A 12,818-nucleotide genomic window follows, 5' to 3' on the forward strand; every position below is an offset into this window, starting at 1 on the left:
CTCGTCTATTGTGCATCAACTATATGCGCAAGGTTTACTTAACCACCAGGTTGACCAGCTTGCCGGGCACGCAGATGGCCTTGACGACCGTCTTGTCCTCGAGCCACTTGGCAACAGCGGCCTCGGCGGCAGCCTGCATCTCCTCGTTGGAGGCATCGCGGGCCACATCGATGCGGCCGCGGACCTTACCGAGCACCTGGACCACGATCTGCACCGTGTCCTCGATGGACTCGGCCAGGTCAAACTCGGGCCAGGCGGCGGTGTAGGCGTTGCCCTCGCAGCCGAGTGCCTCGTGCCACAGCTCGTCGGCCCAGAACGGGCAGATGGGGGCAAGGACGCTCACGATGTCCTTGGCCACGCCGTAGCACAGTGCTTTGTCGCGCGATGCGCCCTCGGTGGCGTTGAGGTAGGCGCTCGCTGCGTTGACGAGCTCCATGACGGCCGAGATCGCGGTGTTAAACTGGCCGCGATCGAAGTCCTCGGTGCACTTGGCGATGGTGCGGTGACGCTCGCGATAGAGCTTCATCGCGGTCTCGTCGAGCACGGACTTGTCGAAGGCAACGTTGGCATCACCCGACTGGACAAGCTGCCACACGATACGCCAGGCGCGCTTGATAAAGCGGTTGGCACCCTCGACGGCCTTGGGATCCCAGTCAAAGTCCTTCTCGGGCGGGGCGATAAACAGGATCGCCAGACGCATGGTGTCGGCGCCGTAGGGCTCGATAACCGAGCTCGGGGGTACGACGTTGCCCTTGGACTTGGACATGGTGTCGCCGTTCTCGTCCTTGACCATGCCCTGGCACAGCAGGTTGGTAAAGGGCTCGTCCACGCTGAGCAGACCCAGGTCGCGCAGCGCCTTGGTAAAGAAACGGCTGTAGAGCAGGTGCAAAATGGCGTGCTCGATGCCGCCGATGTAGTTATCGACGGGCATCCAACGATCTGCCGCCTCGCGGGAGAAGGGCAGCTCGGTGTTGTGCGGGTCGGTATAGCGCAGGTAATACCAGCTGGAGCAGGTGAAGGTGTCCATGGTATCGGTCTCGCGCCTGGCCGGGCGGCCGCAGACCGGGCAGGTGGTCTCGTAGAAGTCCTTGCACTCGGCGAGGGTCTCGCCGGCGCCCAGGTCCAGGTTCTCGGGCAGCGTCACCGGCAGCTGGTCCTCGGGCACGGGCACAATGCCGCAGTGCTCGCAATGGATAGCCGGGATGGGGTTGCCCCAATAGCGCTGACGGCTGATGAGCCAGTCGCGCAGGCGGAACTCGACCTTGCGACGACCGCAGCCCATGGCCTCGAGGTCGGCCACGATGGCAGCCTCGCCCTCGGAGTGCTTACCGCCGCGCATGCCGGTGTACTTGCCGGACTGGACGAGCGTGCCCTCGGCAGCGTGGGCGCAATCCCAGTCGACGGTCTCGGCATGGAAGGTATCGATGGTCTCGCCACTGGCCTCGACGGCAGCGCGGTCGTCATCGTCCAGGATGATCGGGACGATCGGGAGGTCGTACTTGCGGGCAAACTCAAAGTCGCGCTGGTCGCCGCAGGGAACGGCCATGACGGCGCCGGTGCCGTAATCGGCAACGACATAGTCGGCAACCCACACGGGAACCTTCTCGCCGTTGACGGGGTTAACCACGTAGCGCCCCGTAAAGGCACCGTGCTTCTCGAGGGTGCCCTGGGCACGCTCGACGGCAGAGATATGCTTGGAGTCCTCGACGATCTTGGTCACGGCCTCCTCGTACTCCGTGCCCTCGACGAGCTCGTGCAGACGAGCGTACTCGGGAGCCAGGACAAAGAAGGAGACGCCAAAGAGCGTGTCGGCACGCGTGGTGAAGACGGTGATCTTGCCCTCGTCGCCCTCGATGGGATCGCCGTTGGCATCACACAGGGTAAAGTCGACCTCGGCGCCCTCGGAGCGGCCGATCCAGTTGGCCTGCATCTGCTTAACGCGCTCGGGCCAGCCGGGGAGCTTCTCCAGATCGTCGAGCAGCTCCTGGGAGTACTCGGTAATCTTGTAGTACCACTGCTCAAGGTCGCGCTTCTCGGGCTCGGTGCCGCAGCGCCAGCACTTGCCCTCGGTAACCTGCTCGTTGGCCAGAACGGTCTTGCAGTTGGGGCACCAGTTGACCGGGTTCTTCTTGCGGTAGACCAGGCCCTTTTCCCACATCTTCTCAAAGATCCACTGGCCCCAGCGGTAGTAGTCGGGGCTGCAGGTCTTGACCATGCGATCCAGATCGTAGGAGAAGCCCATGCGCTTCATCGTGGCGAGCGCCTGGTCCATGTTCTTATACGTCCAGGCGGCAGCCTGCGTGTTGTGCTTGATGGCGGCGTTCTCGGCGGGCAGGCCAAAGGCATCAAAGCCAATGGGATGCAGCACGTCAAAGCCGCGCATACGGGCCTGACGGGCCATGGCATCGCCGATGGTATAGTTGCGCGCGTGGCCCATGTGCAGGTCGCCCGAAGGATACGGGAACATCTCGAGCACGTACTTCTTGGGCTTGCTGGCGTCGGTGTCGACGGCAAAGAGGTTGGAGTCCTCCCAGGCCTTCATCCACTTGGACTCAATGGCCTGCGCGTCGTAGGCAGGGATCTCGTCCTTATGATCTGTGCAATCGCACATATCAGCTCCTTTAATCTTAGCTGGGGTCGGTCGGCTTGGCTTTATTCGCTACTGCGGACAGTCCTGCGCAAGACGAAGAGCACATTAAGTGCTCTTCTTTGCGTGCGGAACTTGTAGCGAACAAAGCCAAGCCGACCGACCCTAAGGTTAACTTGACTGATGATAGCAAATACGACAAGCGAGATGCCTGCGACTTGCAGGCATCTCGCTTTATCTTAATAACGTGGTTGTGAATCAACCGCTAATTGTTACCTGCCCAAGCATGGTCGGGTTTTCCAAGTGCCGCAGATTGCCGTGAAAGAGGAGCGACGCGTACTTTGGTACGCGAGCGACGGTTTGAACGGCAAGGTGCGGTGCTTGGGAAAGCCGCTTAGCGGTAGCTGACGCTTTGCTGCGAATCCTTGACGACTACGTCGTGGGCGCCGCCTTCGACGATCGAGGTCGAGCTCACCAGGGTCAGGCGTGCCTTTTTCTGGAGCTCGGGGATCGAGAGGGCACCGCAGTTGCACATCGTGGACTTGATCTTGTAGAGCGTGCCGCCCACGCCGTCCTTAAGGGAGCCGGCGTAGGGAACGTAGGAGTCGACGCCCTCGACAAAGCTGAGCTTTGCGGCGCCGCCCAGGTCGTAGCGCTGCCAGTTGCGGGCGCGCGCAGAACCCTCGCCCCAGTACTCCTTCATGTACTGACCGTTGACGTTGACGCGCTCGGTCGGGCTCTCGTCAAAGCGGGCGAAGTAACGGCCCAGCATCATAAAGTCGGCACCCATGGCAAGGGCGAGCGTCATGTGGTAGTCGTAGACGATACCGCCGTCGGAGCATACGGGCACGTAGACGCCGGTCTCCTCGTAGTACTCGTCGCGAGCGCGGCAGACGTCGATCAGCGCGGTGGCCTGGCCACGGCCGATACCCTTGGTCTCGCGGGTAATGCAGATGGAACCGCCGCCGATACCCACCTTGATAAAGTCGGCACCGCAGTCGGCCAAGAAGCGGAAGCCCTCGGCGTCAACGACGTTGCCGGCACCAACCTTAACATCCTCGCCGTAGTTGGCGCGGATCCACTCGATGGTGCGCTTCTGCCACTCGCTGAAGCCCTCGGAAGAGTCGATGCACAGGACATCGGCACCGGCCTCGATGAGCAGCGGCACGCGCTCGGCATAGTCGCGGGTGTTGATGCCGGCGCCGACCATGTAGCGCTTATCGCCGTCGAGCAGCTCGTTGGGGTTGGTCTTGTGGCTGTCGTAGTCCTTGCGGAAGACGATGCCCATAAGGTGATCGTTGTCGTCGACGATGGGCAGGGCGTTGAGCTTGTTGTCCCAGATGACGTCGTTGGCAACCTTGAGGCTGATGTTCTTGTCGCCCACGATGAGCTGTTCACGCGGGGTCATGAACTCGGAGACCTTCTTTTGGTGGTCATCGCGGCTGGGGCGATAGTCACGGCTGGTAACGATACCCAGGAGTTTGCCCTTGGGAGTGCCGTCGTCGGTGACCGGCATGGTGGAGTGACCGGTCTTCTCCTTGAGCTCGATGACCTGCTCCATGGTCATGTCGGGGGTCAGCGTGGAATCGGACTGGACAAAGCCGGCCTTGTGATCCTTGACGGCCTTGACCATGGCGGCCTCGGACTCGGGGGTCTGGGAACCGTAAATGAAGGACAGGCCACCCTCGGTAGCGAGCGCGACACCCATGTCGACGCCCGAGACGGACTGCATGATGGCGGAAACCATGGGGATGTTCAGGGTGATTGCCGGCTTCTCGCCGCGCTTAAAGCGGGTTAGCGGCGTCTTTAGAGAGACGTTGTTGGGGATGCACTGCGAGGACGAATAACCAGGGACCAGCAGATACTCCGAAAACGTGTGGGACTCACCGGGAAAGAACGTAGCCATGTTTCTCCTTTTTCCATGCGACCGGTCGGCTGCAGGCCTCGTAGGACCCAGCCCAACCTTGGGCGCCCAATACTGGGCAAGTATCTTAACGCACTTTGACTGCTACAATGCATGATTTAAGAAGAGCACACGAGGGTTTAACGCAGGCTTTGCGTTTGCCCAGCAGACACTTTAGCGGAGAGACGTGGAGCGCATGGAGTACAAGACGACGGCAAAACTGGTCATTCAGTCGTGCGACAAAGATCTGCCGGGCGTGTTCGGCCACGGCTGCGTCTTGCTGCTGCAGGGTATCGCCCGCGAACACTCGATCAACCGTGCCGCCAAGAGCATGGGCATGGCCTATTCCAAGGCATGGCGCATTGTGAACGAGGCCGAGGGACAGCTGGGGTGCAAGCTCATCGAGCGCGACGGCGCCCGCGGGAGCTCGCTCACCCCCGCCGGCGAGCGAGCCATAGCGGCCTACGAGGAGCTGCAGGCCGACATAAACCAGGTCATAGCCGCAAAAGCCGACGTCCTCATCGCCACTATCAACACAGAGTAGACTTTTTGGAACTGATTTTTAGTCCACTGCCCTCACGAATTATGACGCGAGACACAAAACGGGCCTATCTACTACGTTTAGTCGAATACCGCCGACCATACCGTAAATTAAGAAAACAAAACCGCTGGAAGACAGCTTACCAATTTTCAAAAAAGTCGATCATGGTCGACCCCTAGGGCTTAAAAGTAGTAGATAGGCCGTTTTCGTGGCTCAACACCAGGGTAGTCTTTTTGGGACGGGGCTTTTTTAGCTACCCTAATGTCAAATATGTCCTCAGGCTTCGACGGCTCCGGATGGGGTAGCTAAAAAAGCCCCGTCCCAAAAAGACTACTTTCGGAGGGCGTTATCGAGGGCGGCGGCTACCGTCAGGGGATCGTCGGTGCCGGCGAAGAGGCGGATGGTGCCCCCCTGCTTGCCACGTGGGGCCGAAAGACGCGTCGTTGCGCCGCCGGCAGGCGATGTGCGGAACTCCCCCGGCAAAGCGTCGAACAGCTCTCCCGCGCCACGCTCGATAAGGTCAAACTCAACTGCCGGTCCAAAGCCATGCTCGAGGATTCCCGTTGCAACCGCATGGTCAGGATGCGAGCTCAGCCCGGGATAGCGCACGTTGCGCACCATCTCGTTCGCGGCCAGATACTCGGCCAACGCACGGGCGCGATCGAAGTGAGCCTGCATGCGAGCGTCGAGCGAGGAAAGCCCACGCTCCAGCACATCGGCCTCGTCAGCAGGCAAATCAAACTTGGCCAAGCCACAGCCCCCAAGCAGGGCATGCGCGCACTCAGCCGCGGCATCCACACGATGGCGCTTGAGCTGCGAGCGCGCCACCGATACAGCAACCAACTTGTGCGGAACATCACCGGCACACACGCGATCGAGCGCCTCGAGCGACAGCGCAACACCCAGCCGCAGCGGATCGCAGCCAAAAGCCGACGCCACCGTGTTATCCACCACGAGCAGCGCATGGACCTCGCGAGCCGCCCGACCCAGAGCGCGCAAATCGGGCACACGAAGGCCATGCCCGCCGATGGAGTTGACGAACCACCACAGGTGCGGCCCCTCGGCATCAAGCGAAGCATCAAAGCCCTCGGACGCGGCAGCAAACGCCGCAACCGACGGCTCCCCCACCATAGCCATGTCGCAGCCATCAAAGCCGCGCACAAAAGCTTTGGCAAAGTCATCCGCAAAGGCCACCAGGCGGTCACCGGGGCGCACAATCCCCAACAGCGCAAGCGCTGCCGGCGCATGCGAGGCTGCAACCAGTCGCGCCTCACGTGCGTTGGCCCTTGCAGCCCAAGCCTCTTCTAGCTGTTGCACGTCCACGTGGCACCGTCCCCTCAAAACAAAAGCCCACGATGCGGATGTTTCCCACATCGTGGGCAACGGCTGAAGTATAGCGCCGATATGCGACGAGTCGCCTAGATATTGGGCGCGTGGTAGGTCACGTTCGCACCCGTAGCGTCAACGGTCACGCCATAGTCCTCGGGATAGATGCGCGTCGAGAACACGAGCGCGCCATCGTTCACAAGCACCTCGACCGACGAGACATCGCCAACAATGTGTACCTTTTTGCACAACAAAAAAGGCGACCGCCCGCGAGGACGATCGCCTTTATTGCTTCTTGTGTTGTTTGTGCTAGGCGCGAGTCTTAATCTCCTCGGTCACCTTGGCAACAAACTCATCGACACTCATCTGAACGGTCTCGTTGGAGCGATCGCGGACGGAGATGTTGCCGGCCTCGACCTCCTTCTCGCCCAGGATGAGCATATAGGGCACGCGGTCGATACTGCGGGCCTCGCGGATCTTGTAGCCGATCTTCTCGTCGCGATCGTCGCAGACCACGCGAATGCCGGCCTCTTCCAGCTTGGCGCACACCTCGTGGGCGTAGTCGCGGCTCTTCTCGGAGACCGGAAGTGCCTTGACCTGCACGGGGGCCAACCAGGTGGGAAACTTGCCCGCAAAGTGCTCGATCAGAATGCCAATAAAGCGCTCGATGGAGCCAAAGCACACGCGGTGCAGCATGATGGGGCGCTTCTTGGTGCCATCGGCGTCCACGTACTCCAGATCAAAGTTGAGCGGCATCTGGAAGTCGAGCTGAACGGTGCCGCACTGCCAGGTACGGCCGAGCGAGTCCTCCAAGTGGAAGTCGATCTTGGGGCCATAGAAGGCGCCGTCGCCCTCGTTGACCTCGTAGTCCATGCCCAGCTGCTCCAGAGCGGTGCGCAGGCCCTCTTCGGCGCGAGCCCAGTCCTCGTCGGAGCCCATGGAGTCCTCGGGGCGGGTGGAAAGCTCAACGTGATACTTAAAGCCAAACTTCTGGTACACGGAGTCGATAAGGTTGACCACGCCCACGATCTCGTCGGTCAGCTGGTCGGGACGCACAAACAGATGGGCGTCGTCCTGGTTAAAGCAGCGCACGCGGAACAGGCCGTGCAGGGCGCCGCGCAGCTCGTGTCGGTGCACCAGGCCAATCTCGCCGGCACGAATGGGCAGCTCACGGTAGGAGTGCGGCTTGGAGGCGTACACCAGCACGCCGCCCGGGCAGTTCATGGGCTTAATGCAGTACTCTTCGTCGTCAATGACGGTGGAGTACATGTTGTCCTTGTAGTGGTCCCAGTGGCCCGAGGTCTTCCACAGCTGCTTGTTCATGATGAGCGGCGTGGAGATCTCCACGTAGCCGGCCTTGTGGTGGATCTCGCGCCAGTAGTCCAGCAGCGTGTTCTTAAGGATCATGCCGTTGGGCAGGAAGAACGGGAAGCCGGGGGCCTCGTCGCGCATCATAAAGAGGTCCATCTCGCGGCCGATCTTGCGGTGGTCGCGCTTCTTGGCCTCCTCCAGCATGTGCATGTGCTCGTCGAGCTCTTCCTTAGTGGCAAAGGCGACGCCGTTGATGCGGGTGAGCATCTTGTTGTCCTTGTCGCCCTTCCAGTAGGCGCCCGAGACGCCGGTAAGCTTAAAGGCCTTGAGGGCCTTGGTGTAGCAGATGTGGGGGCCGACGCACATGTCGATGTAGTCGCCCTGCTGGTAGAAGGTGATGCGGGCGTCGTCGTCCAGGTCGGCGATGTGCTCGACCTTGTACTTCTCACCGCGCTCCTCCATAAGGGCGATGGCCTCGGCACGGGGCTTCTCGTACACGGTGAACTTAAGGTTCTCCTTGCAGATCTTCTTCATCTCGGCCTCGATCGCGGGGAAGTCGTCCTCGCTGATCTTGACGCCCTCGGGCAGGTCGACGTCGTAGTAAAAACCGTTGTCGGTCGCGGGACCGTAGGCAAAATCGGCCTGGGGGTACAGGCGCTTGATGGCCTGCGCCATGATATGCGCGGCGGAGTGGCGGATGACATGCGTGACCTCGTCCTGCGGGAGCTCGGCCACCGAACCGTCATTATAGAGTGCCTTCATGGGTATGTTCTCTCCTCTCGGATGCCTTGTGCAAGTGCTGCTTGGCGCCGTGCGGTGTGCATTGCGCTTGCCGGCGCATGCGTTTTGACTTGCATCATTATAGGCAGGTTACCTAGGTATACAAGCGCCCGCCGCACCTTAATGGCACGGCGGGCGAATTTCTACGCATGCTTCATCGCGTGGGGGCGGGGCTGCGTGCGGCTTGCGCGCGGCGCGCGGGGCCCGTGGCTTGCGGCCGGCCCGGCGATGGATGCGCTACTGGATGCGAGTTCGGCAGTAGGGGCAGACCTTCCAGTGTGCGTCGAGCGGGCGATGGCAGCTGGGGCACACGTTGCGAACCTGGGTGTCGCACACCGGGCAGACCACAAAGTCCTTCTCGATGGGCGCACCGCACTGCGGGCAGGTGCCGTACTGGGCAAGCTGGCGCTCGCGCAGGGCCATGTCCAGCTCCTGCTCCTCGCGGTCGGCCGCATAGGAGTGCGGGCGCAGGACCAGGTAGGCAATGAGGCCTACAAACGGGATGAGGGCAATGATGCCCCATGCCACGTAAGCGCTAGCGCCGCGGCGGCGGGCGTCAATAAACACATAGACGACCGACAGCACGTACAGGGCGATGATAAAGCCTACAAAGGCATAGATGACGCCCATAAGCTGCGGCGACATGAGCTCGGAGATGTACTTGGACATTACGGGTACCTTTCGGGGTAGTTACAACTCGAGTTAGTGTAACACGGGGGTTAACGATTTGGCAGGTCGCAGGCATGGGCGGATAGAAACATCTCAATCTATAACAGGTGAGAGCGGAATCCGGGTCCAGATGTTACAGGATTAGACAAACCGTTCTCTCCCAGACTTAAATCTCAATCTGTAACATCTTGGCTCCAGAATCAGTCCCTACTGTTACAGATCAAGATGAACGGTGAGCCCTCCGTTAAATATCTCAATCTGTAACAGCTAGGGGCCAGAAACCCTTCTATCTGTTACAGATCAAGACAAAGGAAAATGTCCAATCTCAATATCTCAATCTGTAACAACAACTCGGCAAAAACAGGTCTAACTGTTACAGATTTAGACATTCTAAACCGACTGATGGGTTCATCTAAATCTGTAACATCTAGACCCCAAAACGGTCCCGAGATGTTACAGATCGAGACAGATGACCTCTCCCTGACTCTAAATCTCAATCTGTAACACATAGGACCGATTTTCTACTCTTACTCTTACTGTTACAAATCAAGACAAACAGAGGGCCCGCCTGGCAAACGTCTCGATCTGTAACATCTGGAACCCAACTCTTCTGCTTACCGTTACAGAACGAGACAAACCTTTGACAACAGGGGTGCCAGACGAGGTCACCGATTGACCTGAGTCTCCCCTCGCCTGCCGTTGGCGGATGCAGCGGGGCTGTTCGCCGCATTGCCGCTGCGCGGGGGATGCGCACACCGTAGGATAGCCTTATTGACAGCCTGTCAACTCGTCTTGGAGGCACTGTGACAGAAACGTTTGATATCGCGATTGTGGGCGCGGGCATCACCGGATGCGCCATCGCGCGGCAGCTCGCACGCTATGACCTGTCCATCTGCGTGGTCGAGGCGGCCAACGACATTGCCCTAGGCGCGTCGAAGGCCAACGGCGGCCTGGTGCACGCCGGCTACGATCCGACGCCGGGCACGGTTAAGGCCCAGGTCAACGCCCGCGGCTGCGAGCTATATGGCACGTGGACCCAGGAGCTGGGCTTTTTGTTTTGCCGCACCGGGTCCATGGTGCTGGGCTTTAGCGACCAAGACCGCGCGCAGCTGGAGCAGCTGCAAAGCAACGGGCTGGCAAACGGCGTACCCGAGTTGGCGATCATCGGGGCCGAGCGCATCCACGAGCTGGAGCCGCGCGCCAGCGCCCAGGCCACGTGCGCGCTGTGGTGTCCCTCGACCGGCTATGTCGATCCCTTTGAGGTCGCCATCGCCGCGATGGAGAACGCCGTAGCCAACGGCGTGACGTTTGTGCGCTCCGCACCGGTGGAGACGATCGAGGTAGCTCCCGGCGCTGGCGACAGGAGCGGTGACGGGACCGCTCGTTTTACGCTGGTGACACCGGCCGGTGATGTGCGCTGCCGCTATTTGATTAACGCGGCGGGCAACGGCGCCGCAGACATCTCGCATATGGCGGGCGCCGAGGAGTTCCAGATGGTCTGGCGCCAGGGCAACATTGTGGTGCTGGACAAGGAGCCGCGCGCACTCATGCCGCTCTACCCCGTTCCCACGCCGGTTTCCAAGGGCGTCATCGTTACGGGTACCGTACACGGCAACACGGTGATCACCGCGACCGCCGCCGTGCGCGAGCCCGGCGACACGCAGACCTATGCGAGCGATGTCGACGCGCTGCTGAGCGGCGCGCGCAAACTGGTACCCGATCTGGATACGCGCCGCGTGGTGCGAGCGTTTGCCGGCGGGCGTCCGGTCATTAAGGGAACGAACGACTTTTTTATTGGACAGTCCGCCGTGGTGCCGGGGCTGTTCCAGGCGGCGGGCATTCAGTCGCCGGGCGTAGCGAGCGCTCCGGCCATTGCCGAGCGAATGGAGCAGGTGCTGCGCGAGGCGGGTGTTGCTTTGCGCGAGCGGGCCGATTGGGATCCGATTCGCCGCGCGCCGGACGACTTCGACCGCGCGCCGCTTGCGCGCAAGGAAGAGCTCATTGAGTCCGACCCCGCGTGGGGGCAGATTGTCTGCCGCTGCGAGACGGTGCCCGAGGCCGAGATCGTGGCCGCGATTCGACGCCGCCCGGGTGCGGTTTCGGTCGAGGGCGTCAAACGCCGCTGCCGCGCCGGCATGGGTCGGTGCCAGAGCGGCTTTTGCCAGAGCCGCGTGGTGCGGATTCTGGCCCGCGAGCTGGGCTGCGACCCCAGCGAGGTACCGTTGGAAGACGATGGCTCCTGGCTGGTAGAGGGACCGTTGAAGGGGGTGCGCTAGGATGGCGACGAGTATCGATATGGGTGCGGTATCGGGCGTCGAGTGCACTTGCACAGATGCCGACAGGGTATCAATTGCTGCCGGCGCCGTGCAGACGAAGGCGTTCGACGTAGTCGTTATCGGCGGCGGACCTGCCGGCATGGCGGCCTCACTTGCTGCACACAAGGCCGGAGCGCGCGTGGCCATCGTGGAGCGCGAGCAGCACCTGGGCGGCATCCTGCGCCAGTGCATCCACCCGGGCTTTGGCCTCTCACACTTTAAGCAGGAACTGACCGGTCCCGAGTACGCACAGCGCTTTATCGACCAGGTGCGCAAAACCGATATCGCACTGTTCCTGGACAGTATGGTGATTGGGATCGACTCAAGCGAGGACAAAGTCGCAGGCGCGGGCGCAAGTGGCGCGGCGAGCGAAGCCTCGGCACACACCGTCACGCTCATGAGCCCCGCCGGCATGTTGCAGCTCACCGAGCGCGCCGTCGTCCTTGCCATGGGGTGTCGCGAGCGCACGCGCAGCGAGATCAAGATTCCCGGCAGCCGCCCCGCCGGCGTGTTTACCGCCGGCCTGGCGCAGCGATACATCAACATCGACAACCTCAAGCCCGGCTCGCGCGCCGTCATTTTAGGCTCGGGCGACATTGGGCTCATCATGGCGCGTCGCTGCACGCTCGAGGGGATTTCGGTCGAGGGCGTGTACGAGCTTATGCCATACGCCAACGGCCTGCGCCGCAATGTGAAGAACTGCCTGGACGATTTTGGCATTCCGCTGCGCCTGTCCACCACCGTCACGCGCGTGATTGGGCGCGACCGCATGGAGGCCGTCGAGGTGAGCCAGGTCGACGAAAATCTGGCGCCCATTCCGGGGACCGAGCGCATCGTTCCGTGCGACACGCTGCTGCTTTCGGTAGGTTTGATTCCCGAGAACGAGCTTTCGGTAGGCGCGGGTGTTGAGCTTGACCCGCGCACGCACGGCGCCGTGGTGGACCAGAGCCTGCAGACGGGCGTGCCGGGCATCTTTGCCTGCGGCAACGTGCTGCACGTGCACGACCTGGCCGATAACGTGACGGCCGAGTCCGAGCGTGCCGGTGCAGCCGCGGCGACGTACGCGCTGGGGACCGGCGCGGATGTCGAGACGGGCGCTGGCTGCCAGCTCACGGTCTCCCCTGCCGGCATCGCCGGCTACGCGCTGCCGGGACGCATTACGGCCGTGGCACTCACCAGGCTCAACTTCCGCGTGCGCCGGCCGGTCGATGCCGCCCGCGTGCGCATTCTGGCGGGCGACGAGGAACTGCTTACGGGCAAGGTCCGCGCGTTTAAACCGAGCGTTATGGAAAGCTTCCCGCTGACGGCAAAGGTGATACAGCGAGCGCTCGGCCTGGGTGCCAGCGAGATTATCCTTTCCGTCGAGCCCGTCGAGGAGGCATAGCC

Annotated in this window: 9 protein-coding genes; 3 read left to right on the plus strand and 6 right to left on the minus strand. The window is 61.6% G+C overall.

Features of this window, described 5'->3' with window-relative positions:
• Positions 1-34 precede the first annotated feature (34 nt).
• Positions 35-2,611 carry a leucine--tRNA ligase gene (leuS, locus tag ACTQXO_RS03310; RefSeq protein ID WP_441033503.1) on the minus strand — a complete coding sequence of 859 codons (2,577 nt, stop codon included), beginning with the start codon at positions 2,609-2,611 and terminating at the stop codon, positions 35-37.
• 370 nt (positions 2,612-2,981) lie between these two features.
• On the minus strand, positions 2,982-4,493 hold the full coding sequence (locus tag ACTQXO_RS03315) for an IMP dehydrogenase (protein WP_154515410.1): 1,512 nt from the start codon (positions 4,491-4,493) through the stop codon (positions 2,982-2,984).
• A gap of 193 nt (positions 4,494-4,686) precedes the next feature.
• Between ACTQXO_RS03315 and ACTQXO_RS03320 the strand changes: the two genes are divergently transcribed.
• Positions 4,687-5,034 carry a winged helix-turn-helix domain-containing protein gene (locus ACTQXO_RS03320; protein WP_441033506.1) on the plus strand — a complete coding sequence of 116 codons (348 nt, stop codon included), beginning with the start codon at positions 4,687-4,689 and terminating at the stop codon, positions 5,032-5,034.
• Positions 5,035-5,361: 327 nt separating this feature from the next.
• Here ACTQXO_RS03320 and ACTQXO_RS03325 read toward each other — a convergent pair whose 3' ends face one another.
• The 4 genes from ACTQXO_RS03325 to ACTQXO_RS03340 all read right to left on the minus strand — a co-directional run bounded on the left by ACTQXO_RS03325 (position 5,362) and on the right by ACTQXO_RS03340 (position 9,117).
• Entirely contained in the window at positions 5,362-6,354 is a 993-nt protein-coding gene (locus ACTQXO_RS03325; protein WP_441031783.1) for a PLP-dependent transferase, read from the minus strand.
• A 95-nt stretch (positions 6,355-6,449) separates the two neighbouring features.
• Positions 6,450-6,611 carry a GH32 C-terminal domain-containing protein gene (locus ACTQXO_RS03330; protein ID WP_441038870.1) on the minus strand — a complete coding sequence of 54 codons (162 nt, stop codon included), beginning with the start codon at positions 6,609-6,611 and terminating at the stop codon, positions 6,450-6,452.
• Positions 6,612-6,666: 55 nt separating this feature from the next.
• The gene (thrS, locus tag ACTQXO_RS03335; RefSeq protein ID WP_441031787.1) at positions 6,667-8,430 is read right to left on the minus strand and encodes a threonine--tRNA ligase; all 1,764 of its coding nucleotides are present in this window, start codon (positions 8,428-8,430) and stop codon (positions 6,667-6,669) included.
• 255 nt (positions 8,431-8,685) lie between these two features.
• On the minus strand, positions 8,686-9,117 hold the full coding sequence (locus tag ACTQXO_RS03340) for a double zinc ribbon domain-containing protein (protein WP_006234085.1): 432 nt from the start codon (positions 9,115-9,117) through the stop codon (positions 8,686-8,688).
• An 803-nt stretch (positions 9,118-9,920) separates the two neighbouring features.
• Between ACTQXO_RS03340 and ACTQXO_RS03345 the strand changes: the two genes are divergently transcribed.
• Both ACTQXO_RS03345 and ACTQXO_RS03350 read left to right on the plus strand, forming a co-directional pair.
• Positions 9,921-11,393 carry an NAD(P)/FAD-dependent oxidoreductase gene (locus ACTQXO_RS03345; RefSeq protein WP_441031789.1) on the plus strand — a complete coding sequence of 491 codons (1,473 nt, stop codon included), beginning with the start codon at positions 9,921-9,923 and terminating at the stop codon, positions 11,391-11,393.
• A gap of 1 nt (position 11,394) precedes the next feature.
• A complete protein-coding gene (locus ACTQXO_RS03350; RefSeq protein WP_441031791.1) occupies positions 11,395-12,816 on the plus strand; it encodes an NAD(P)/FAD-dependent oxidoreductase in 1,422 nt (473 codons plus the stop codon).
• Positions 12,817-12,818: the final 2 nt, after the last annotated feature.

Source organism: Collinsella sp. LCP19S3_D5 (assembly GCF_052121415.1).
Taxonomy (GTDB): domain Bacteria; phylum Actinomycetota; class Coriobacteriia; order Coriobacteriales; family Coriobacteriaceae; genus Collinsella.

Coding starts and splice junctions, on each gene's coding strand:
- ACTQXO_RS03320 (WP_441033506.1), top strand. CDS start 4,687: ATGGAGTACAAGACGACGGCAAAACTGGTCATTCAGTCGTGCGACAAA.
- ACTQXO_RS03340 (WP_006234085.1), bottom strand. CDS start 9,117: ATGTCCAAGTACATCTCCGAGCTCATGTCGCCGCAGCTTATGGGCGTC.
- leuS (WP_441033503.1), bottom strand. CDS start 2,611: ATGTGCGATTGCACAGATCATAAGGACGAGATCCCTGCCTACGACGCG.
- thrS (WP_441031787.1), bottom strand. CDS start 8,430: ATGAAGGCACTCTATAATGACGGTTCGGTGGCCGAGCTCCCGCAGGAC.
- ACTQXO_RS03315 (WP_154515410.1), bottom strand. CDS start 4,493: ATGGCTACGTTCTTTCCCGGTGAGTCCCACACGTTTTCGGAGTATCTG.
- ACTQXO_RS03350 (WP_441031791.1), top strand. CDS start 11,395: ATGGCGACGAGTATCGATATGGGTGCGGTATCGGGCGTCGAGTGCACT.